The following is a 23541-nucleotide window of genomic DNA, read 5'->3' as shown; positions in this document are numbered from 1 at the left end:
GTGTGTCCGTCCTCAAGCTCTCCCTACGCCCTGCGGCGTGGGGGGACCCCCAGACGGGCTCGGGGTGCGCCGGTGGGTGGTGGGGCTGGGCCCCTCCGGGCTCGCCTCCTCGGAAATCGGTGGATACGGCGTCATCCGGAACCACCGCCCGATTTTCTGCGGGGGCGACCCTGCACGGCCCCGCCCCAGGGCCGGCCCCCGGGTGCGGATCGTAGTCCCGGTGTCGGGCCCTGCGGTCGTTGCTCGCCTGCGGGCCGGTGGACACCAACCACCGGGGTCAGCCCCCACGGGTACGCAGTTCCGGGGACGTGCAGGGGTCGTGTTCGGGACACTGAAGCGTGATTTGTGGCGCGCGACGAGGGCGAGGCCCGTGCGGTACCGGGTGGCGCGCCGTTAAATCATGCCCGTCCCGGATACGAGCCCCGGAGCGGCCCCGGACGGCAACCGCCCGGTCCCGGACAACCCCGACCACCCAAGCCCGTCTGGGGGTCCCCCCACGCCGCAGGGCGTAGGGGGAGCTTGAGGACGGACACACTGGCCGCGCCCACCGCACCCGTGCCCCGTACCGCCGGGTCCGGGGCCGAAGCCCCCCCGCGCTGGATCAGCTCAGCGGTGCCTTCGCGCGCAGGACCGTGAGGAATTCGCGCATCCAGGCGGAGTGGTCGGGCCAGGCGCGGGAGGAGACCAGGGTGCCGTCGACCACGGCCTCGGTGTCCTGGAAGGAGGCACCGGCTGCCTGCATGTCGAGTTCGAGGGCCGGATAGGCCGTGACTCTGCGGCCCGTGAGGCTGCCGGTGGCGGCCGTCAGCAGGGGGCCGTGGCAGATCTGGGCCACGGGCTTGTCCGCGTCGAAGAAGGACTTGAGGATCTTGCGGAGCTCGGGGTCGTTGCGGAGGTACTCCGGGGCCCGGCCGCCCGGGATGACGATCGCGACGTAGTCGCCCGGATCGACCTCCGAGAAGGCCAGATCGGCGGGCCAGGTGTAGCCCGGCTTCTCCGTGTACGTGTCGAAGCCCGGCTCGAAGTCATGAACCACGAACTGGAGCTTCTTGCGGGCCGGGGCCGCGATGTGGACCTCGTACCCCTCCTCGCGCAGCCGCTGATACGGGTACAGGACCTCCAGGGACTCGGCTGCGTCGCCGGTGACGATCAGGATCTTCGCGCTCATGGCTACTGCTCCCCTGTATCGATTTGTCTGTATCGATTTGTCGGCCTTCGGCCCCTCACGCCAACCTGCCTCCCCCGCGGCTGTTTGCCAAGAGGGCATGTGTCGCTGTCCAGAGTGTCAAACTTCCGGCCCCGCTTTTGTACACATACGGCTCATGACGGGTCAGGGGGGCGGAGCGATAGCCTTGACCCGTGATCAGCGCGATATGCCGTGGGGGCAGCGAAGCCCCCGGCCTGCGCCCGGTACGCCACAGCGGCCGGGTGCGAGCTGATCTTCCCTGTGGACCCGGGCCCTTCTCCGGACCGTGTGAACCGCATGGATCGTATGGATCGCGTGAACCGCGTGGACCGCGTCGCGGTCACCTACCGGGCCCGTCTCCCACATTGGCCGATATCGGCCCGGACATCTCTCATCCCGGCATAGCGTCGACCCCGACCGGACACCCCGCGTCGTGGCGTTGTGCCATCTTTTCCACCTACGTCACGCAACGGCGCGCGACAGGAGCCAGAGGACATGCAGACCAAGCTGGACGAAGCCAAGGCCGAGCTGCTCGAGAGGGCCGCACGGGTAGCTGAGCACAGCCCGGGCGGGGGACAACTTCCGACTGGGTCCGACAGCGGGGACCGTCCTGACCAGGACGCCCTCCTCGCCTACCTCCAGCGCTACTACCTGCACACCGCCCCCGAGGACCTCGCCGACCGCGACCCCGTCGACATCTTCGGCGCAGCTGTCTCGCACTATCGGCTGGCGGAGAACCGCCCGCAGGGCACGGCCAACGTCCGGGTGCACACCCCGACCGTCGAGGAGAACGGCTGGACGTGCAGCCACTCCGTCGTCGAGGTCGTCACCGACGACATGCCGTTCCTCGTCGACTCCGTGACCAATGAGCTGTCCCGCCAGGGCCGCGGCATCCATGTGGTGATCCACCCGCAGCTCGTCGTGCGCCGTGACGTCACCGGCAAGCTCATCGAGGTCCTCAGCGGCGACTCCAGCGGTCACGCCACCGGTGACGGCAGCAACGGCAAGGGCGCCAAGCTGCCGCACGATGCGCTCGTCGAGTCCTGGATCCATGTCGAGATCGACCGCGAGACCGACCGCGCCGATCTGAAGCAGATCACGTCCGACCTGCTGCGTGTCCTGTCCGACGTCCGCGAGGCCGTCGAGGACTGGGAGAAGATGCGCGACGCGGCGCTGCGCATCGCCGAGGAGCTGCCCGGCGAGCCCACCGCCGACGACCTGCGCGACGAGGAGGTCGACGAGGCCCGCGAGCTGCTGCGCTGGCTCTCCGACGACCACTTCACGTTCCTCGGCTACCGCGAGTACAACCTCGTCGACGGCGACGCGCTGGCCGCCGTCCCCGGCACCGGCCTCGGCATCCTCCGCTCCGACCCGCACCACAGCGGCGACGACGCCCACGGCCACCCCGTGAGCCCCTCCTTCAACCGGCTGCCCGCCGATGCCCGCGCCAAGGCTCGCGAGCACAAGCTGCTGATCCTGACCAAGGCCAACAGCCGCGCCACCGTCCACCGCCCGTCGTACCTCGACTACGTCGGCGTGAAGAAGTTCGACGCCGAGGGCAACGTCACCGGTGAGCGGCGCTTCCTCGGTCTGTTCTCCTCGGCCGCGTACACCGAGTCGGTGCGCCGCGTCCCGGTCATCCGCCGCAAGGTCGCCGAGGTCCTCGACGGCGCGGGCTTCTCGCCGCACAGCCACGACGGCCGCGACCTGCTGCAGATCCTGGAGACGTACCCGCGCGACGAGCTGTTCCAGACCCCGCCCGACGAGCTGCGCGAGATCGTCACCAGCGTCCTCTACCTGCAGGAGCGCCGCAGGCTGCGGCTGTACCTGCGCCAGGAGGAGTACGGCCGCTACTACTCGGCCCTCGTGTACCTGCCGCGCGACCGCTTCAACACCACCGTCCGTGAGCGCCTGACCGGCATCCTCAAGGAGGAGCTGGGCGGCACCAGCGTCGACTTCACCCTCATGAGCACCGAGTCGGTGCTCACCCGGCTGCACTTCGTCGTGCGCGTGGCGCCCGGCACCGAGCTGACCCACCTCACCGACTCCGACAAGGAGCGGATCGAGGCCCGGCTCGTCGAGGCCGCCCGCTCGTGGGCCGACGGCTTCGCCGAGGCGCTCAACGCCGAGCTCGGTGAGGAGCACGCGGCCGAGCTGCTGCGCAAGTACGGCAACGCCTTCCCCGAGGGCTACAAGGCCGACCACACGCCTCGCGCCGCGGTCGCCGACCTGGTCCACCTGGAGCAGCTCTCGCGCTCCGGCGAGGGCTTCTCGCTCTCCCTCTACGAGCCGGTGGGCGCAGCGCCCGGCGAGCGCCGCTTCAAGATCTACCGGCCGGGCGAGCAGGTCTCCCTCTCCTCCGTGCTGCCGGTCCTGAACCGTCTCGGCGTCGAGGTCCTCGACGAGCGCCCGTACGAACTGCGCTGCGCGGACCGCACGCACGCGTGGATCTACGACTTCGGTCTGCGGATGCCGACCCCGAGCGGCAACGGCGGCGACTACCTCGGCGACGACGCCCGTGAGCGCTTCCAGGACGCCTTCTCCGCCGTGTGGACCGGTGCCGCGGAGAACGACACGTTCAACTCGCTCGTGCTCCGCGCCGGGCTCAACTGGCGCGAGGCCGTGGTGCTGCGCGCCTACGCCAAGTACCTGCGGCAGGCCGGTTCGACCTTCAGCCAGGACTACATGGAGGACACCCTCCTCAACAACGTCCACACCACCCGGCTGCTGGTCAACCTCTTCGAGGCCCGTATGGCGCCGGACCGCCAGCGCGCCGGCACCGAGCTGATCGACGCCCTGCTGGAGGAGCTGGACGCGGCCCTCGACCAGGTCGCCTCGCTCGACGAGGACCGGATCCTCCGCTCCTTCCTCACGCTCATCAAGGCCACCCTCCGGACGAACTTCTTCCAGGAGGCCGAGGGCTTCGAGCCGCACGCCTACGTGTCCATGAAGTTCGACCCGCAGGCCATCCCGGATCTGCCGGCGCCCCGGCCGGCGTACGAGATCTGGGTGTACTCGCCGCGCGTCGAGGGCGTGCACCTGCGCTTCGGCAAGGTCGCGCGCGGCGGTCTGCGCTGGTCCGACCGGCGCGAGGACTTCCGTACGGAGATCCTCGGCCTGGTCAAGGCGCAGATGGTGAAGAACACCGTCATCGTGCCGGTCGGCGCCAAGGGCGGCTTCGTCGCCAAGCAGCTCCCGGACCCGTCCGTGGACCGTGACGCCTGGCTCGCCGAGGGCATCGCCTGCTACAAGACCTTCATCTCGGCGCTGCTCGACATCACCGACAACCTGGTGGCGGGCGAGGTCGTGCCGCCGGCCGAGGTGGTGCGCCACGACGAGGACGACACGTATCTCGTCGTCGCCGCCGACAAGGGCACCGCGACGTTCTCCGACATCGCCAACGAGGTCGCGCTCTCGTACAACTTCTGGCTCGGCGACGCCTTCGCCTCGGGCGGCTCGGCCGGTTACGACCACAAGGGCATGGGCATCACGGCCCGCGGTGCCTGGGAGTCCGTGAAGCGGCACTTCCGCGAGCTGGGCCACGACACCCAGACCGAGGACTTCACCGCAGTCGGCGTCGGCGACATGTCCGGTGACGTGTTCGGCAACGGCATGCTGCTCTCCGAGCACATCCGGCTGGTCGCGGCCTTCGACCACCGCCACATCTTCATCGACCCTGAGCCCGACTCCGCCGTCTCGTACGCCGAGCGCCGCCGACTGTTCGAGCTGCCCCGCTCGTCGTGGGCGGACTACAACAAGGAGCTGCTGTCCGCGGGCGGCGGCATCCACCCCCGCAGTGCGAAGTCGATCCCGGTCAACGCGCATGTCCGCGAGGCCCTCGGCATCGAGGAGGGGGTCACGAAGATGACCCCGGCCGACCTGATGAAGGCGATCCTGCAGGCGCCGGTCGACCTGCTGTGGAACGGCGGCATCGGCACGTACGTCAAGGCCGTCACCGAGTCCAACGCCGATGTCGGCGACAAGGCGAACGACGCCATCCGCGTCAACGGCGACGAGCTGCGGGTCAAGGTCGTCGGCGAGGGCGGCAACCTGGGCCTGACCCAGCTCGGCCGTATCGAGTTCGCACGCGGCGGCGGCCGGGTCAACACCGACGCCATCGACAACAGCGCGGGCGTGGACACCTCCGACCACGAGGTGAACATCAAGATCCTGCTGAACGGCCTTGTCGCGGATGGCGACATGACCGTCAAGCAGCGGAACAAGCTGCTTGCCGAGATGACCGACGAGGTCGGCAAGCTGGTGCTGCGCAACAACTACGCGCAGAACGTGGCCCTGACCAACGCCGTCGCCCAGTCGCCCAGCCTGCTCCACGCCCACCAGCGCTTCATGCGCCGGCTCGGCCGGGACGGCGCCCTGGACCGGGCGCTGGAGTTCCTGCCGAACGACCGTCAGATCCGTGAGCTGCTCAACTCCGGCAGGGGCCTGTCCCAGCCCGAGCTGGCCGTCCTGCTCGCCTACACCAAGATCACGCTGGCGGAGGACCTGATCGGCACCTCGCTGCCGGACGACCCGTATCTGCGGGGTCTGCTGCACGCGTACTTCCCGAAGCCGCTGCGGGAGACGTACACCGAGGCGGTCGACGGCCACCCGCTGCGCCGCGAGATCGTGACGACGGTCCTGGTCAACGACACCGTCAACACCGGTGGTTCGACCTTCCTGCACCGGCTCCGCGAGGAGACCGGGGCGTCGGTCGAGGAGATCGTCCGGGCGCAGACCGCCGCCCGAGCGATCTTCGGTCTCGGCGAGGTGTGGGACGCTGTCGAGGCGCTCGACAACAGGGTCGCCGCCGACGTGCAGACGCGGATGCGGCTGCACTCGCGCCGTCTTGTCGAGCGCGGCACGCGCTGGCTGCTCGGCAACCGGCCGCAGCCGCTGGAGCTGACGGAGACGATCGACTTCTTCGCCTCGGGCGTCGAGCAGGTGTGGGCCGAGCTGCCGAAGATGCTCCGCGGCGCCGACCTGGAGTGGTACCAGGGGCTGCTGGAGGAGTTCACGGCCGCGGGGGTCCCGGAGGACCTGGCCATGCGGGTCGCCGGATTCTCGTCCGCCTTCCCGACGCTCGACATCGTGGCCATCGCGGACCGTACGGGCAAGGACTCGCTGGCCGTCGCCGAGATCTACTACGACCTGGCCGACCGGCTGCGGATCACCGAGCTGATGGACCGGATCATCGAGCTGCCGCGGGCCGACCGCTGGCAGTCCATGGCCCGTGCCTCCATCCGCGAGGACCTGTACGCCGCGCACGCCGCGCTCACCGCGGATGTGCTCTCCGTGGGCAACGGTTCCTCGACGCCGGAGCACCGCTTCAAGGCGTGGGAGGACAAGAACGCGGCGATCCTGGGCCGGGCGCGGACGACGCTGGAGGAGATCCAGGGCTCGGACACGTTCGACCTGGCGAACCTGTCGGTCGCTATGCGGACGATGCGCCAACTGCTGCGTACGCACAGCTGACGCTGACGCTCTGATGTGAGTCAGGGGCGCGCACCATCACGGTGCGCGCCCCTTTCGCGTGCCTTCTCTTGTGTGCGCCTTCTCCTTCGGGCCTTCCTTCTCATGCTTTCCTTCTCATGCCTTCTTTCTCGTGCCCTTCCTCTCATGGCTCCTCTCCCGGGCTTCGTGCCGTCGCGGCCCACAGCCGACGGGCCGAGAGCACGGCCGCGGCGAGGAGCAGGCCGTTCCGTACGAGCACGAGCGCGCAGCCGAGGGGGGTGGCCCCGATGACGTCCTCGTACAGCACCGGATACCCGAGTGAGCTGAGCGCGGTCGCCGGCAGGAGCAGCAGGGCGACCGGGCGCTGGGTGGTGTGCCGGGAGGTGAGGCAGACCGCGGCCAGGCCGAGCAGCCAGATCAGATACTGCGGGCTGATGACCCGGCTGGTGACGGTGAAGAGGAGGACGGCGCAGAGCGCGGCGTCGAACGGCGTGGCCTCCGACCGGTGGCCGCGCCCTGCCCGTACCCGCCACAGCAGCAGCCAGCAGAAGGCGGCGGCGGTCAGCAGGAGGGAGAGACGGGCCACGCTCGTCACATACGGGCCGGTGAACTCGAAGGCCCCGTAGCGGTACACGACCCGTCCGCCGCTGCCGAACAGCCGGGCCAGTGCCAGCGCGGTGCCGCCCAGCGACTCGATCTGGACGCCACGGCCGCCCTGTTGCCGCAGAAAGCCAAGGGGGTGGGAGAAGCCGACGGCGAGGACGGCGAGGAGTGCGACGGCGGCGGTGGCCGCCGAGGCCCAGGCCGCGCGGGTGGTACGGCCCCGGGGGGTGCCCAGCAGTGTCAGCGCCGGCCACACCTTGACCAGAGCGCCGAGTCCGGCGAGCGCCCCGCCGAGCCGCGGGCGGCGGTGCATGGCGAGGAGTGCGAGTACGGCCAGGGCGGTGACCTGGACGTCGTAGCGGGCGAGCGGGATGTGCAGCAGGAGGGGCAGCCCGCACGTCCACATCCAGGCTCCGGTACCACGGGCTCCGCCGGCCTTGGCGAGAGCCAGGGTGACGGCCGCGTCGGCGAGCAGTGTCAGCGCCACGAAGGCCTGGAAGTAGCTCAGCCAGGGGAGGAGGGCGGGGGCGAGGATCACCGCCCCGGCGCCCGGCGGGTACTGCCATGTCGGATCGCCCAGGGGGAACGTGCCCCGGCCGAGTTCCTCGTACCAGCGGGTGTAGAGGACGTGCACCTCGCGGGAGACGCCTCCGAAGCCGAGGTCGTCCCGCAGCAGCAGGGCGAGCATCCCGAGCCGGCTCGCGGTCCAGACGGCGCCGAGGGCGAGACGAGCGGGCAGCGATGAGGAAGGGGAGGAGAAGGCGGGAGCGGGGGACGGAGAGGGCTCGGGCGCGGCGGCCCGCTGGGTCGTCATCGACCCGCACCCTAGTCCGTTCTGTTCAGCTCCATGTGGATCCATGCAGATCCATGTGGAGTTGTGGCTATTTCTTCTTGGTGAAGGCCTCGTACGCCGCGACGACCTCCTTCGCCGGACCGTCCATCCGCAGCGTGCCGGACTCCAGCCAGAGCGCGCGGTCGCAGGTCGTCGTGATCGCCGAATTGCTGTGGCTGACCAGGAAGACCGTGCCGGCCTCCTCACGCAGCTCGGCGATCCGCTCCTGGCTGCGCCGCTGGAACTTGGCGTCGCCCGTCGCCAGCGCCTCGTCGATGAGCAGCACGTCATGGCTCTTGGCCGCGGCGATGGAGAACCGGAGCCGGGCGCCCATGCCGGACGAGTACGTCCGCATCGGCAGGGTGATGAAGTCGCCCTTGTCGTTGATCCCGGAGAAGTCGACGATCTCCTGGTAGCGCTGGCGGATCTCGTCACGGGACATACCCATCGCGAGCCCGCCGAGGACGACGTTGCGCTCACCGGTCAGATCGCCCATGAGCGCCGCGTTCACGCCCAGCAGCGAGGGCTGGCCGTGGGTGTAGATCCGGCCCTTGGCCGTCGGGAGCAGCCCCGCGATCGCCTTCAGCAGGGTGGACTTGCCCGAACCGTTGGAGCCGATCAGGCCGATCGCCTCGCCCTTGTACGCGGCGAAGCTGACGCCCTTGACGGCGTGCACCTCGCGGCCGCCGCTCCTGCCGGGCTTGCGGGAGATGATCCGGCTGAGCGCGGCGGTGGCGCTGCCGCGGCCGGTCCTTCCGCCGTTGACCTTGTAGGTGATGTGGACGCCGTCGACGACGACGGTCGGGGTCCTGCTCGCTGCGTCGTTCATGGTTGCTGTCTCAGCCACGGCCGTACTGCTCCTCCGCCTTCCAGAAGTACAGGAATCCGCCCACTCCGAAGAGCACGGCCCAGCCGAGGGCGACCGCCCACACATGCGGCGGCAGCTGGGCGGAGGTGTAGCTGTCGATGAGCGCGAAGCGCATCAGGTCGATGTAGACGGCGATCGGATTGCACTGCAGGGCCAGGATCACCGCGTGCGGCGGGTGCCGGTGCGCGAGCACCGCCGGGATGCTCCACATCACGCCCGACGCGTACATCCAGGTGCGCAGCAGGAAGGGCATCAGCTGGGCGATGTCGGGGGTGCGCGCGGCGAGCCGGGCGACGACCATCGAGATGCCGGTGCTGAAGACGGCCTGGAGCAGCAGTGCCGGGACGGCGAGCAGCCAGGAGGCCTGCGGGAACTTCCCGAAGCACATGAGGATCACGACCAGCGCACCCATGGAGAACATCAGCTGCTGGAGCTGCTGGAGGGCGAGACCGATCGGGAGTGCGGCGCGGGGGAAGTGCAGGGCCCGTACGAGCCCGATGTTGCCCGAGATGGCGCGGGTGCCGGCGGTGATCGAGTTGGCCGTGAAGGTCCAGACGAAGACGCCGGTGACGAGGAACGGTACGAAGTCCTGCACATTGCGGGCGGTGTCGAGCAGCTCGCCGAAGATGAAGTAGTAGACCGCGGCGTTGAGCAGCGGGGTCATCAGCTGCCAGACCTGCCCGAGCTTCGCCTGGCTGTACTGGGCCGTGAGGCGGGCCGTGGCGAACGCGGTGATGAAGTGCCTGCGCGCCCACAGCTGCCTGATGTACGCGCCGAGCGTCGGGCGGGCCCCGCTCACGGTCAGTCCGTGCCGGGCGGCGAGCTCGCCGAGGCTTTCCGCGGGGGGTGCGAGCCGGGTCGACGGCACGCTGCTCATGCTGCTGCTCACGCTGGTCACTCGCTCGCTCTCGCCGGGTGCAGGGGAAGCGCTGGCGATGGGACGGACCCGTATCGTCGCTACGGCAAGGGTAGGGCGGATCTACGTCGAAACGCAATCGTCTCGTCGTGATGGGTATGCTCCTGGGCATGACCACGGACCCGGGAACCCCACGACGCGCCCCCGCGGGAGCCGCAGTGCTCCGGGAGGACGTGACCGAAGCGATCCGCGCAGCCGTCTTCGAGGAACTGGCGGCGGTCGGCTTCGCCCGGATGTCGATCGAGGGCATCGCGCGCCGGGCGGGCGTCGGCAAGACCGCGGTCTACCGGCGATGGAAGTCCAAGCTGTCACTCGTCCTCGACCTGGTCTCGGCCTTCGCCGCGCAGGGGCTGCCCGCACCGTCGACCGGTTCGCTGTACGGGGACGTCCGCGCTCTCCTCGAAGTGGCCTCGCACGCCCTGCGCCACCCCGTGGCCTCCCAGGTGATCCCCGACCTCCTGGTCGAGGCCGCCCGCCATCCGGAGATCTCCGACGCCATCAAGGCCGCCCTGCTCGACCCCCATCAGGGTGTCGCGGCGCTGGTGGTACGCGACGCGGTCGCCCGCGGGGAGCTGCCGGGGACGGCCGACCCGGACCGCGCTCTCGACCTCATCGTCGGCCCGCTGTACTGGCGGCTGGTGGTCGTCCGCAGCGACCTGCCCAAGGGCTACCTGGACGACCTGGCCGCCTCGGCGGTGGCGGCGATGACACGGAGCTGACCCGCACGTGCTGACGGTCCCTCACGGGGCCGGCGCGCTGGGCCGAGCGGGTGAACGGGCGCCGCCGGTGCGTAGCCCGCGCCGACAGGGGGTCGTTGCTGTCTCGGGCGGGCGGACGGCGCGCCCGAGGCGAGCGGAGGGCACCTCATGAGCTCACCGGCCACGGCGTACGTCCCTGATGTCCCCGACGTCACCGTCGTCGTCACGGTCCGCGAGGAGGTGCCGTGCCTCGCCCGGTGCCTCGACTCGCTCGCCGGGCAGACCATCGGCGAGGACCGCATCGAAGTGATCGCCGTCGCCGTCGGCGAAGCGTCCCCCGACAGAGGCCGGGTGGCGGAGCTGGAACGGTTCTCCGCGCGCCACCCCGGCCTGTGCACCCTGCTCCGTCCCGGCACCGCCAACCAGGCCGTCGAACAAGCCCGCGGCCGGTATCTGTTCTTCCTCGAAGCCGGCGACTTCCTCGGCCGCGAGGCGCTGGAGCGGCTCGTCGACGCGGCCGACATCCACGGCTCCGACGTCGTCCACGCCAAGATCGCGGCCGCGTCCCGGTCCCTGCTCACCCGCACCGAGCCGGACCTGCCGCTGGACCATCCCGGGCTGCCCTGGGAACTGTCCCCCACCAAGCTGTTCCGCCGGGACCCGCTCCAGCGGCACGGGCTGCGATTCTGCGAGGACGTCCCCGAAGCCCTCGCCGGGCAGGCCTTCACCCTCGAAGCACTCTTCCGGGCCGGCCGCGTCTCCGTACGGGCCGACTACGACTACTGCTTCGCCGCGACCGACCCGAACCCGGCGGCCCCCGGGATCGAGGACCTGCTGCGCGGGACGGCCGCGGCGATGGCCGTGACCGCCCGCTTCACCGGGCCCGGTCCGGTCCGCGACGGCTTCCACCACCGCCACTTCGCCGAGGAGGCGGCCGCCATGACCGGCCCCGGCCTCCTGGCCGCGCCGGAACCGGTGCGGCGGCAGGTGTTCGCCGGGCTGCGCCGCCTGGTCACCGACCACCTCAGCGAGGCCGTGCTCGCCCGGCTGCGGCCAGGACTGCGGCTGCGCCTGTCCTACGTACGCGCAGGCGACCTGCCAGGGCTCCTCTCCGTCATCCGGTACGAGGCCGCCCACGGCGTACCGCCCCTGCGCACCGACCTGGTCTCCGCCGCCTGGCGGCGGACCGGCCCCGGTCGCCACACCCTCGTCGTCAGCGCCCGCAGCCCGCTGCCCGGCCTTGCCGCTCTCGACGCGACGCCGGTCAGACTCACCGGCCCGGTCGGACATACCGGCCCGGAGAGCTGCCGCATCGAGCTGCGGCCCGCCGCGGACGGGGCCGGTACGGAGATCGAGGTACGGATCCCCGCCGAGGCCTTCCCGCCCGGCCGTACCAGGGTCGGTCTGCGCACCGCCCTCCTCGGCACCGAGCACCCCGCCACCGTGGTGGCCGGCGCCCCGCCCCACCGGGCCCACGGGCTGCGCGGACTGCGCCCGTACCGGCTGAACGTGGCCGCCGACGGGACCCGCGAACTCGTCGTCGCCGTCGCCCCGGTCGGCCTGCGCCGCCCGCCCCCGGCCAGGAGCCAGGGCGAGGGCCCAGGCCCAGGGCCGGGGCCAAGCCTTGGGCCCTAGGGAGTGTCTTCAAAGTAGCGTCGTCCGCCCGAAGGGCGGGCCCGGCGGCGTCTGGTGCTGGGGGCACCTCCCGTGCCCGAAGGGCTACGGGGGAGGGCGTGCCGGGCGTCGCGCGCCAGGCGGGATTTGTCAGACACGGCCTAGCGGAGCGCACGCACCAGAGCCCGGGTCAGCAGCGGTGGCAGCAGGTCACGTACGAGCCGGCGGGTGCGCGGGGCGCGCCGCCGCCGTGTCGCGGGGGTGGCGCGCTGCTCCCGGGCCCCGGCCGCGGGCGTCCCGGCCCGATGGCGGGAATCCGGATGCGCCGGTGCCTTCGCCTTCCTGCCGTCGATCCGGATCAGCGGCGCCCCCGCCACCTCCTCCACCCCGTGCCACAGGTCCGTCCGCTTCTCCAGCCAGCCGAGCAGCGCCTCCCGCACCTCCTCCGGGTCGCCCCACGTCCCGTACAGCTTGGTGCCGGTGATGCAGACCGGCCGCAGCCGCACGGTGGCGACCGCTCCCCAGACGGCGGCCGCGACACCCGGGCAGTGCTCGGCCCGGAAGTCGTCGAAGACCACGATGCCCCTCGGGGTGAGTAGCTCCTGGGCGGCCTCGATGTCGCCGTGGACGTGCTCGTACAGATGCGAGGCGTCGATGTGGACGAAGCGGCAGCTGCCCGCCCCGACCCGGGAGGAGATCACCGACGTCGGGGCCTGGACGAGAGTCGGCAGCTCGTCGTGGAAGGAGAGGTAGTTGGTCTCGAAGGCCCGACGGGTGAGCGTCGCGTACGACCGGTTCATCTCGGCGCTGTTGGACACGTCGGGGGCGGGCGAGTCCCAGAGGTCGCAGACCGTGAACTCCTCGCCGTGCCGCAGGTACTGGCCGAGGAAGATCGCGCTCTTTCCCATGTACGCGCCGAGTTCGAGCAGATCACCCTCGTGGCCGTGGTCGCGCTGGTAGGTCAGGAACCAGTCGAAGAGCAGCTGGTCTACCGGACGGAACCAGCCCTTGACGTCGTCGAGCCGGGCGGGCCTGGGAAGTTCGTCCCCGAGAGGCGCGGCGGCGCCTGCGGCATCTGCGGGGGACTGCACCTGTGCACTCGTCCTTGACATGGGTGTCTTCTCTCTCGGGACTCAGCGATGGACGTGGTCCTGACGGACGGCCGGCGCGGCTCCGGCGCGGGGCGGGAGTCGACCAGGGCCTAAGGCCATGCACCCGGTCGTAGTGGTCGCACATGTCGGGACGATTGCGGGCGGGTGAGGAGCGGATGTTGCCCGTGAGGCGCTCCCGGGAGTGCCGCACGCACGATCGAGCACGACGACCGTGTGTGCGGACATCGGCGGCGGACAGGCCGGAACGCAGACGCGCGGCGGCGTCCCGTTGACGCCGCCGCGCGCTGTGTTGTGCGGGCTCGTTACTTGACCGCGCCCGCCATCACCCCGGACACGAACTGCCGCTGGAACGCGAAGAACACGGCGAGCGGGATCACCATGGACACGAAGGCGCCCGGTGCCAGGACGTCGATGTTGTTGCCGAACTGCCGTACCTGCTGCTGCAGCGCGACCGTGATCGGCGGGGACTCCGAGTCCGCGAAGATCAGCGCGACCAGCATGTCGTTCCAGACCCAGAGGAACTGGAAGATGCCGAGGGAGGCGATCGCGGGACCGCCGAGCGGCATCACGACACGCGTGAACAGCCGTACCTCGCCCGCCCCGTCGAGCCGGGCGGCCTCCAGCAGCTCTCTCGGGATCTCCGCGAAGAAGTTCCTCAGGAGGAAGATCGCGAAGGGCAGGCCGAAGGCGACATGGAAGATCACGACGCCGACGGTCGTCTCGAAGATCCCGATCGCGCCGAACAGCTTGGACACCGGAACGAGCGCGACCTGTACGGGGACGACGAGCAGCCCGACGACGACCAGGAACCACCAGTCGCGGCCGGGGAACTCCATCCACGCGAAGGCGTATCCGGCGAGTGAGCCGATCACGACGACCAGGACCGTCGAGGGGACGGTGATCAGGACCGTGGAGAGGAGCGAGTGCGTGATGGTTTCGTTCTGCAGCAGCCGGGAGTAGTTCTCGGCGGTGAGCTGCGCGGGTGCGGTGAGGGCATCCCACCATCCGCTCGCGTTGATGTCGGCGGGCGAGCGCAGCGAGGAGAGCAGCAGTCCGATCGTGGGCATCAGCCAGAACAGGCCGACCAGCACGAGGAAGACCCGCATCACACCGCCACCGGTGCGGGCGGCGATGCGGGCGGCGAGCGACGGCTTCGCCTTGACGGTGCTGTCGGTGCTCATCGGCGCGTCTCCCTTCGCATCCGGCGGATGTTGAACAGCATCACCGGGATCACCAGCAGCAGGAGCAGTACGGCGATGGCGCTGCCCACGCCCAGGTCCGCGTCCGTGCCGAACGAGGAGCGGTAGAGCTGGAGCGCCAGTACGTTCGCGTCGTCCTGCGCCGAACCGGGCGCGATGATGAACACCAGGTCGAAGATCTTCAGGACGTTGATCATCAGCGTGACGAGCACGACCGCGAGCACCGGCGCGAGCAGCGGAACAGTGACCTTCCGGAAGACCTGCCACTCGTTGGCCCCGTCCACCCGTGCCGCTTCGAGGAGTTCGCGCGGCACAGCCGCCAGGCCCGCCGCGATCAGCACCATCGCGAAGCCCGCCCACATCCACACGTACGAGCCGATGATGGCCGGGGTCACCAGCGACGGGCCCAGCCAGTCGACTCCGTTGTACGGCTCGCGGAAGTTGCTCCCGGGGAGCCGCAGGAAGGCGCCGTCGGCTTTCTCGGGCAGGGAGAACGTACCGTCGGCGGCCGCGGTGGTCGTGGCGACGACCTTGCCGTCCCTGACCGCCTCGATCTTGATGCCCTTGAGGCCCAGCTCCTCGACGTCGATGGCGTTGGGCTTTCCGCCGCCGCCCCGGGTGAAGTCGAGCCAGGCGGTGCCGGTGACCTTGCCGGGATCCGTCACCGGGGCCTTCGCCGGCTTCGCGTCGTCCGGCATCTTCGCGGGCGCGACCCCGACGAGCGGGAGCTGGACGACGGTGCCCGACGTGACCGGCTCCTTGGTGATGAATGCCCCGCCGCCCGCCGCCTCCAGCGGATGGACGGGAAGAGGACGCGCCCGGGTGAAGCCCGCCGATTCGGAGAACGTGTCGTGCACGCCCACCCAGACCGCGTTGGCGACCCCGCGCTCCGGGTCCTGCTCGTACACCAGCCGGAAGATGATGCCCGCCGCGAGCATCGAGATCGCCATCGGCATGAAGACGATCAGCTTGAACGCCGTGCCCCAGCGAACCCGCTCGGTGAGCACGGCGAAGATCAGCCCGAGCGCCGTCGCGACGGTCGGCGCGACGACCACCCAGATCGCGTTGTTCTTGACCGCGGTCAGGATGGTGTCGTCGGAGAAGATCTCCACGTAATTGCCGAAACCGGCGAAACCGCTGCCGGACTGGTCGAAGAAGGACCGGTGGAGCGAGTACCCGATCGGGTAGACCACGAGCGCGCCGAGCAGCACCAGCGCGGGCAACAGGAAGCCGGCCGCGACGAGGCGGCGGGTGCCGGTCACACTCTTGCGTACGCCCCTGGCGGCGGCGGGCCCGGTGCCCTCCGCCGCTCCTGGAGAGGCCTTGGGGGGCGTCATCGCGGCGTCAGCTCTTGTACGCCTTGGCCGCGTCGGCCTCCAGCCGCTGCTGGGTGCCGGCGACGTCCTTCGGGTTCTTCAGGAAGTCCTGGAGGGCCTTCCACTCGCCCTTGCCGGGCGTGCCGCCGAACGACTGCGGCATCTGGTCCGACATGTCGAAGCGGAAGTCGTCGCCCGCGGCGATGAGCGCCTTGGCGATTTCGCGCTGGACGTCGTTCGGATACGCGGCGACATCCAGGGACTTGTTCGGGGAGATGAAGCCGCCGGACTCCGCCCAGATCTTCGCCGCGTCCGGAGAGGCGAGGAAGGTCAGCAGCGCCTGCGCGCCCTTGGAGTCCTTCAGCGCGACCGCCGCGTCGCCGCCGGTCACCACCGGGGGCTCGGCGCCGACCGCGGGGAACGGGAACACCTTCGCGTCGGTACCGATCTTCGCCCCGGTCTCCGCGATGTTGACGGTGACGAAGTCGCCCTCGAAGACCATCGCGCCCTTGGGCTGGTCACCACCGGTGAAGGTCTGCGTGACGGACTTGGGGAACTCCGTCTGCAGCGCCCCGTCCGCGCCGCCCGCGATCAGCTCCGGCTTGCCGAACAGCTCGGCGAGTGTGGTGAGGGCCTGCTTGACGGACGGGTCCGTCCACTTGATCTCGTGCTTGGCGAGCTGGTCGTACTTCTCCGGGCCGGCCTGCGAGAGATAGACGTTCTCGAACCAGTCGGTGAGCGTCCAGCCGTCCGCGCCGCCGACCGACACCGGCGTGACTCCGGACGCGGAGATCGTCTCCGCCGTCGTCAGGAATTCCTTCCAGGTCTTGGGGACCGTGGCGCCGGCGTTCTCGAAGACCGCGTTGTTGTACCAGATGAGGGACTTGTTGGCGGCCTTGAAGTACACGCCGTACGCGGTGCCGTCGACGGAGCCGAGGTCCTGCCAGCCCTTGGCGTAGTTCTTGGCGAGCTGCGCCTTGGCCTCCGGGCCGACGGGTTTGGCCCACTTCTTCGCCACGGCCTGCTGGACGGCGCCGACCTGCGGCAGCATGGCGACGTCGGGCGGGCTCCCGCCGGCGATCTTCGTGCCGAGGAAGTTGACGATCGGGTCCTGCGCGGGCACGAAGGTGACGGTCGCCCCGGTGCGCTTCTCGAACTCCTTGAGAACCTTCGTGAAGTTCTCCTGCTCGGGACCCGTCCAGACCGCGGCGACCTCGATCTTCTGCCCGTCCAGCTTGGGCAGCTGCACGGTGGGCGCGGACTGTGTGCCCTTCGTCGCGTCCGGCGCGCCTCCGTCGCCGCCGTCCTTGTCGCTCCCACAGCCGGCGAGGCCGAGCGCGCCCAGTGCGACGAGCGCCACGACGGCTCTGCTGCGAGTCCTACGACCTGCACCGGTCGTACGAGCTGTACGAGTCGTGCGAGCTGTGCGAGTTGTGCGCATCACTGCCCCGTCTCTCCCGCGCGTGTGGAGGGACGCAGCCGTGACGTAGGCAGCGCCGCTCCCGTCCCGTGCGGTCAGGTCTACGCCCGGGGGAGGGGTGAGGCAATAGCGCCTTCGCTGTCAACTGGGTGATCGTGATGGCCTCGTGACGTGCTGTCAGGGCCCCGGCACTTGCCGTGGCCTGGTCAGGAGCGGGCCGGGGTCAGGGCCCCGGCACTTGCCATGGCCTGGTCAGGAGCGGGCCGGGGTCAGAGGCGGCAGCGGGGCCGCTTCGACCGAGCGGGCCGCCCGGTCCAGCGCACTGGCCAGCAGCGCCAGGTCCGTAGGCCCGTTGCCGAGCTCACGGACCGGGCGGCTGGCCGGGGGGTCGCCCATCCGTTCCCACTCCAGCTCCACCACCGTGGGCCGCTGGGTCGCCGTACGGGGGATGCGGCCCGTCACCCGGCCGCCCTGGAACGGGGTCACCCGGCCGTCGGGATGTCCCAGCCTGCCGCGGCCGGGGGCCGGGTCCTCCGGTCCCGGAGCCACCGGCGGCGCGTCCAGCACGACGCGCAGCCGCGCCCCGTGCGCCAGCTCCGTGTCCGCCGTCCGGTCGGGACGGGCGGATGTCGCGACCAGATGCACGCCGAGCCGCTCGCCGTCCCTGGCCACGGCATCCAGCGCCCGGACGACGGAACCGGCCGCCGGACGCCCCGGGCTGCCGAGCGCCGGCGCGACCAGGGCGTCGTAGTCATCGGCGAGCACGACGAGCCGGGGCAGCGGCGGCGGTGCCTCCGCCTTCGTACGGGCACCGGCCGGGCGGAGCCTGAGCGTGCCGCCGGCGGACGGGTCCGGATCGCCACGCGACTCCGCGGGGCTGGGCGGCCGCTGCCCGACGAGCCGCTCGGACACCTCGCGCCGTGTGTGCCATTCGGTGAAACTCTCCCTGCCGAGCAGCTCGGACCGCCGCTTCAGCTCCGCCCCCAGCGCCTGCGCGAACTCCCGCATCCGGACCGGGTCCGAGGCGACCAGATGCTCGGTGACATGGGGGAGCTCGGTGAGCGCCGCGAGGCCCTCGCCGCGTTCACCGCCCGCGCCGTCGACCAGCAGCAGCCCGAGCCGGTCCGGCCGGCCGGCCGCGGCCAGCGACGCGGCGATCGAGCGGAGCAGTTCCGTACGGCCGCTGCCCGCCGGGCCCTCGATCAGCAGGTGAGGGCCCTCCGTGGTGAGATCGACGGCGACCGGGCCGCGCGGGCCCGCGCCCAGCACCGCCGTACCGTCCGCGGCGGACGCCCAGCGGGCCATCAACGAGGCGGGGGTGGCCCGGGCCAGACCCAGCTCGTCGAGCAGCCGGGCCGACCGGGGCAGCGGCGCGGTTATGGCCCGGCCGGCCGCCGACGCGCCGTCCGCGTCGGCCCGCAGCGGGGCCAGCGCCCGCCCGAACCGCTCGGCCCATGCCGCTGACACCGCGTCCACGGCGGCGACCGTGCCATGGCCGGCCGGCTGTCCCGCGGCTGTACGCAGCAGTCGCAGCGCCGTCGCCACATCGCCGCTGAGCAGCGCGACGGCTCCGCACTCCCGGAACGCGAGCGACGCCGCGCAGGCCTCTTCGTACGTCGCCGCCACCGGGGAGAGCGGTGAGGCGGCCGGGGTCTCGGCCAGGCAGAGGACATGGATGCCCCCGGCGGCGCCCGCTCCGGCGAGCCGCGCGGTGGTCTCGCGCAGCGCGGCGGAACCCGGATCGCCGTCCAGGATCACCAGCGTCCGCGGCCCCGAGTACCTGGCGGCGGTCTCCTCGACCGCGCGGCGCTCCGCGCTGGGCCAGCCGGGGCCGAGTGGCCCGTCGTCCAGCCGCCGGGTCAGCTCGGCGGCCCGGGCGGTGGCCTGGTCCTTGTCGTACGCGACGAGGAGCCGGCAGTCCTGGCCGTGCGCGGGCCGCAGATGCGGCAGCCAGCCCAGCCAGCCCCATTCGTGCTTGCGCTCCTCCAGCGGCCTGGCCCGGTCCGTGCTGATCAGCACGATCTCCAGGTCGGCAGGAGAGTGCAGGGCGGCGAGCTGCGCCACCACGGACCGGGCGAGACCGGCGAGCCGCGCGCGAGGGCCGGCGAGCCCGAGCGACCCTGCCTCGCGCAGCCCCACGGTGACGGGGACGGCGGGCGTGTCCGCGCGGTCCGCGGTGCCGAGCCGGACGACCAGCGCCTCGGGGTGCCCGGTCCCGCGCTCCCACAGCCGCGGCCCCGGCCCGAGGGCGGTGAGCAGCACGGCGGCGGGATCGGGCCAGGTCTCGACGACGGGTGTCGTGGCGGCGGCAACGGGCTCCGCGCCTGCGGCGCCCTCGTCGTGGGCCTCTTCCCTGGCCCCGGCGAGCCGTCGCGCCCAGGCGCCTATGCCACGCCTGCGCGCGCCGCCGTCCCCCCGGGTACGCCGCCCGGCGCCTGCGCCGGAGGTGCCACTGCCGTCGCGAGCCGCGCGCGCCTCGCCGTGTCCCGTGCTGTCTGCGCCTGTGCCGCCCCGGTCGGTGCCGTGCGTGCCTGTGTCGCCCTGGCCGGTGTCGTGTGCGCCGGTGCCGCCCGTGCCGGTGTCGTACGGGCGGCCCGTAGTGCCCCGGTTGGTGTCGTATGCGCCTGTCCCGCCCCGGCCTGTGCCGCTTCGGTCGGTGCCGGTTCGGGCGTCGGCTCCGCCGCCGTGTGTGGCGTCCCCGCCGGCCGGCCCGGTGCCGTCGGCTCGCGGCCCGCCGTGGCCGCCGCCGACCGCGCCGCCCTGCGCATTGTCGTGCCGGCCCGCGTCCGTACGGTGGCCCGCGCCGTGTGTGACGTCGCCATCGGCTGCGTCAGCGCTGCCCGCGCGCGTGCGGCCGGTGCCGCGTTCGACAGCAGGAGTGCCGTCGTGCCTGCCGGGGGCGGTCCACTGGTCCGCGCCGTGTGCCGTGTCGCCCGTGGCCGTGCCGGTGCCCGGGCGGGTGCCCGTGCCGGTGCTCGTGCCGCCATGAGGAGTCGCGCCGCCGGCCGGTGCCGGCCCGTAGCCGGCGGAGCTCCCGCGGCTGCCCGGGGCGGCCCACCGGCCCGCGCCGCCACTGCCCGTGCCTGTGCCGGACCCGGGCGCGTGTCCGCCGCGGACCTCGGGCCCGTGTGTCCCCGTCCCGCCGCCGGGAGCGGCCGGCCGCGGATCACGGGTGCCGTGCCCGTATGTCCCGGCCCGCCCGTGGCTCGGGGTGCCGTCGTCGCCGGACTCCGAGGGCGGGTCCTGGGACGCGCCGCCCGGGCGCTCGGTCGTGGTCCAGGAGGGACCACCGCCGGTGGGCCGGCCGCCGGACTCCGAGGGCGCACGCTGCGCCGACACGCGGTCGCCCCCGCCCGGCCCGGACGCCTCCGAAGCGTCCGCGTCGCGCCGGCGGGCCCAGGACGGGATCCTGTCCGCCGGGCGCGCCCGGCCGTGGTCGGGGCTGCCCGGCTCCGCGAGGGCGGAGTCGCCATGAGCCGCCGTGCCGGACCCGCCGCGCCGCACCCGCAGATGGCCCTCGCCGTCCGGGGTCGTCGACAGCCGCGATGCGCCGCCCGCGGGCGCCGTCAGCCGGAGGGTGGACTCGCCGAGCCGCAGCAGCGCGCCAGGGGCCAGCCGGACCGGGCGGGGGCCGACCTCCACTCCGTCCAGCGCCGTGCCGTTCGTCGAGCCGAGGTCCGCCACCGTGACCCGGCCGTCGTCCGCGACCGTCACCTCGCAGTGCAGCCGCGACACATCCGGGTCATCGAGCGGAACATCCGCCTCCACCGAGCGGCCGACCCGGATCCGGCCGCCGTGCAGCAGATGCACCCCGCCCGCGTCGGGACCCGCGACCACATGGAGCTGGGCGTGCACGCCTCCGCCGTCGTCGTCGGCCGTCTCGTCCTCACCGGGGACCTGGAGCGACAGCACCGCGCCGTCCACGAGCGGCGGTTCGCCCAGCGCGCACCGCTGGGCGTCGAGCCGCTCCCGGCCCGCGTACAGCACGACCGTCCCGGACGGCGCGTCCGGTCCCGACACGGCCGCGGCGAGCCCGGAGGCCACCGCGGCGAGCGCCGTCCCGGCAGGGGCGGTGACGAGCACATCGCACACGCGCCCGGCGGCCTGCGCGGCCGAGGCCGCGGTGACGGACTGGCCGCTGCGCGGCGCGAGGACGGTCAGCCGGATCTGCATCGCCGTCAGCGGTCCCTTCTGCGCGGGGTGCCCGGCAGGGGAGCCGCCCTGTGATTCCCCCCACCCGGCAGGTCGGCACGGCCGCAGGGCTCTCCCGACCCCACAACTCCGTGCTGGAGGCATCCTCGCATCCGTCACTGACAACACGCCCGGGGGCCGGCATCAAGTGATCTTGATTGGTCGGCTCTGGACGTAAAAGTGCCTGGTTGGGATCGCCTCTGCCGTGCTCCGCACGGCCGTTCGGCAACCATCGGTGCGCCGCTGACGTCTTACCGGCCAATCCGGTGACCACACCGGTGACCCGATCGGCGGCACTACAGTGGGTCGGACACCCAGGAGGGTCCAACTATGAACCCGGGGACGTCGAAACCATGACGCCCGGGACCATCAGAACCACGATCAGCAGGGAGCGCATGACGTGCGGCCGGTAGGCAGCAAGTACCTGCTCGAGGAGCCGCTCGGCCGCGGCGCCACGGGCACCGTCTGGCGAGCCCGCCAGCGGGAGACCGCGGGCGCCGAGGCGGCCGTGGCCGGCCAGCCCGGCGAGACCGTCGCGATCAAGGTCCTCAAAGAGGAGCTCGCGAACGACGCGGACATCGTGATGCGCTTCCTGCGCGAGCGCTCCGTCCTGCTGCGTCTCACGCACCCGAACATCGTGCGCACCCGCGACCTGGTCGTCGAGGGCGATGTCCTCGCCCTGGTGATGGACCTCGTCGAGGGCCCGGACCTGCACCGCTACATCCGCGAGAACGGCCCGTTCTCCCCGGTCGCGGCCTCCCTCCTCACCGCCCAGATCGCCGACGCGCTCGCCGCCAGCCATGCCGACGGCGTCGTCCACCGCGATCTCAAGCCCGCCAACGTCCTGCTCGCCGAGCGGGGCGGCGAGATGCACCCGATGCTCACCGACTTCGGCATCGCGCGCCTCGCGGACTCCCCCGGCCTGACCCGTACGCACGAGTTCGTCGGCACCCCCGCGTATGTCGCGCCGGAGTCGGCGGAGGGCCGTCCGCAGACCTCCGCGGTCGACGTCTACGGCGCCGGGATCATGCTGTACGAGCTGGTCACCGGCCGTCCGCCGTTCGCGGGCGCTACCGCCCTGGAGGTCCTTCACCAGCACCTCAGCGAGGAGCCCCGCCGCCCGTCGTCCGTGCCCGGCCCGCTCTGGACGGTCATAGAGCGCTGTCTGCGCAAGGAGCCGGGCGAGCGGCCCAGCGCGGAGAGTCTCGCCCGTGGGCTGCGTACCGTCGCCGCGGGCATCGGCGTGCACGCCACGCCCGACCGGATCGAGGCGGCGGAGGGCGTGGGCGCCCTGCTCGCGCCCGACCCGGCGCCCGCCGGCGTTCCTGGTGTCCCCGGCGCGGCCGACCCCACTCAGGTGCTGCAGAGCAATGCGTCGCAGTACGACCCGGGCGCCGCGACCAGCGTGATGCCGCAGACCGGCGGCCCCGCCGGCGCCGCGGACCCCACCAGCGTGCTGCCGCGCGGAGCCGCCGCCGACCCGACCGCGGTCATGCCGCCGGTGCCGCCGCGTCCCGACGGCCCGCCGCGACCGGAGGACCCGCACCCCTGGCAGTCCCAGCTGCAGGCGGCCCGGGACCGCAACGAGCAGACCCAGGTCCAGTACCTCGACCCGAGCGAGGACCCGCTGCGGCGCCGCCCGCAGCGCCAGCCGGCGCCCCAGCCGTACCAGCAGCGCCCTCAGCGGCAGCAGCGGCCCCAGCCGCAGCCTCGGCAGCAGCAGCCGTACGCACCCCCGCCGGCCCAGCAGCAGTACGCCCCGCAGCCTCCGCAGCGACAGCAGTACGCGCCTCCGCAGCCGCCGCCCCAGCAGCCCGCGCCGCGCCAGCCCCGGCAGCGGAGCGCGAACCCCATGCGGATCCCGGGCCTGGGCTGCCTCAAGGGCTGCCTGTTCACACTGGTCCTGATGTTCGTGGCGGGCTGGCTGATCTGGGAGCTCACCCCGCTGCAGGACTGGATCGGCCAGGGGCAGAGCTACTGGAGGGCCATCAGCGACGCCGTCGGCTCGGTGAGCGACTGGGTCTCGGAGATCACCGGAGGCACGGACCCGGGCACGGGTACCAGTACGGGTACCGGCACCGGCCAGTAGCCGGCGATCGCTCCGCGGAGAGCGATCACTCTGTCGTTATGTCGAC

Annotated in this window: 13 protein-coding genes; 4 read left to right on the top strand and 9 right to left on the bottom strand. The window is 72.1% G+C overall.

Annotated elements, in window-relative coordinates:
* Window positions 1-601 precede the first annotated feature (601 nt).
* Window positions 602-1168 carry a DJ-1/PfpI family protein gene (locus ACZ6ZQ_RS21490; protein WP_453659831.1) on the bottom strand — a complete coding sequence of 189 codons (567 nt, stop codon included), beginning with the start codon at window positions 1166-1168 and terminating at the stop codon, window positions 602-604.
* 513 nt (window positions 1169-1681) lie between these two features.
* Here ACZ6ZQ_RS21490 and ACZ6ZQ_RS21485 point away from each other — a divergent pair.
* Window positions 1682-6658, top strand: a complete 4977-nt coding sequence (locus ACZ6ZQ_RS21485; RefSeq protein WP_469770095.1) for an NAD-glutamate dehydrogenase — start codon at window positions 1682-1684, stop codon at window positions 6656-6658.
* Between the two features lie 142 nt (window positions 6659-6800).
* Here the strand turns inward: ACZ6ZQ_RS21485 and ACZ6ZQ_RS21480 are convergent, their stop codons facing one another.
* The 3 genes from ACZ6ZQ_RS21480 to ACZ6ZQ_RS21470 form a co-directional block, all read right to left on the bottom strand.
* Window positions 6801-8054, bottom strand: a complete 1254-nt coding sequence (locus ACZ6ZQ_RS21480; protein WP_469770094.1) for a glycosyltransferase 87 family protein — start codon at window positions 8052-8054, stop codon at window positions 6801-6803.
* 67 nt (window positions 8055-8121) lie between these two features.
* On the bottom strand, window positions 8122-8901 hold the full coding sequence (locus ACZ6ZQ_RS21475) for an ABC transporter ATP-binding protein (RefSeq protein WP_469770109.1): 780 nt from the start codon (window positions 8899-8901) through the stop codon (window positions 8122-8124).
* Window positions 8902-8911: 10 nt separating this feature from the next.
* A complete protein-coding gene (locus ACZ6ZQ_RS21470) occupies window positions 8912-9817 on the bottom strand; it encodes an ABC transporter permease (protein WP_469770108.1) in 906 nt (301 codons plus the stop codon).
* Window positions 9818-9966: 149 nt separating this feature from the next.
* Between ACZ6ZQ_RS21470 and ACZ6ZQ_RS21465 the strand changes: the two genes are divergently transcribed.
* Together ACZ6ZQ_RS21465 and ACZ6ZQ_RS21460 are read left to right on the top strand one after the other, a co-directional pair.
* Window positions 9967-10575: a TetR/AcrR family transcriptional regulator gene (locus ACZ6ZQ_RS21465; RefSeq protein WP_469770093.1), complete on the top strand. Its 609-nt coding sequence runs from the start codon at window positions 9967-9969 to the stop codon at window positions 10573-10575.
* 147 nt (window positions 10576-10722) lie between these two features.
* Entirely contained in the window at window positions 10723-12189 is a 1467-nt protein-coding gene (locus ACZ6ZQ_RS21460; RefSeq protein WP_469770092.1) for a glycosyltransferase family 2 protein, read from the top strand.
* Between the two features lie 140 nt (window positions 12190-12329).
* Here the strand turns inward: ACZ6ZQ_RS21460 and ACZ6ZQ_RS21455 are convergent, their stop codons facing one another.
* From ACZ6ZQ_RS21455 to ACZ6ZQ_RS21435, 5 genes are all read right to left on the bottom strand, one after another.
* A complete protein-coding gene (locus tag ACZ6ZQ_RS21455; RefSeq protein ID WP_469770091.1) occupies window positions 12330-13280 on the bottom strand; it encodes a class I SAM-dependent methyltransferase in 951 nt (316 codons plus the stop codon).
* A gap of 302 nt (window positions 13281-13582) precedes the next feature.
* A complete protein-coding gene (locus ACZ6ZQ_RS21450; RefSeq protein ID WP_469770090.1) occupies window positions 13583-14461 on the bottom strand; it encodes a carbohydrate ABC transporter permease in 879 nt (292 codons plus the stop codon).
* Window positions 14458-15816 (bottom strand): carbohydrate ABC transporter permease, encoded by a 1359-nt coding sequence (locus ACZ6ZQ_RS21445; RefSeq protein WP_469770089.1) that lies wholly within the window; start codon window positions 15814-15816, stop codon window positions 14458-14460. Before ACZ6ZQ_RS21445 ends, ACZ6ZQ_RS21450 begins: the two co-directional genes overlap by 4 nt.
* A 7-nt stretch (window positions 15817-15823) precedes the next feature.
* Window positions 15824-17236 (bottom strand): ABC transporter substrate-binding protein, encoded by a 1413-nt coding sequence (locus ACZ6ZQ_RS21440; protein ID WP_469770088.1) that lies wholly within the window; start codon window positions 17234-17236, stop codon window positions 15824-15826.
* A gap of 231 nt (window positions 17237-17467) precedes the next feature.
* Window positions 17468-21388, bottom strand: coding sequence for an FHA domain-containing protein (locus tag ACZ6ZQ_RS21435; RefSeq protein ID WP_469770087.1), 3921 nt, complete (start codon window positions 21386-21388; stop codon window positions 17468-17470).
* Between the two features lie 418 nt (window positions 21389-21806).
* Between ACZ6ZQ_RS21435 and ACZ6ZQ_RS21430 the strand changes: the two genes are divergently transcribed.
* Window positions 21807-23495, top strand: coding sequence for a serine/threonine-protein kinase (locus tag ACZ6ZQ_RS21430; protein ID WP_469770086.1), 1689 nt, complete (start codon window positions 21807-21809; stop codon window positions 23493-23495).
* The last annotated feature ends 46 nt before the right edge of the window (window positions 23496-23541 follow it).

It is taken from the genome of Streptomyces sp. NPDC053673, assembly GCF_055585225.1.
This window is presented reverse-complemented; position numbering and strand designations above follow the sequence as displayed.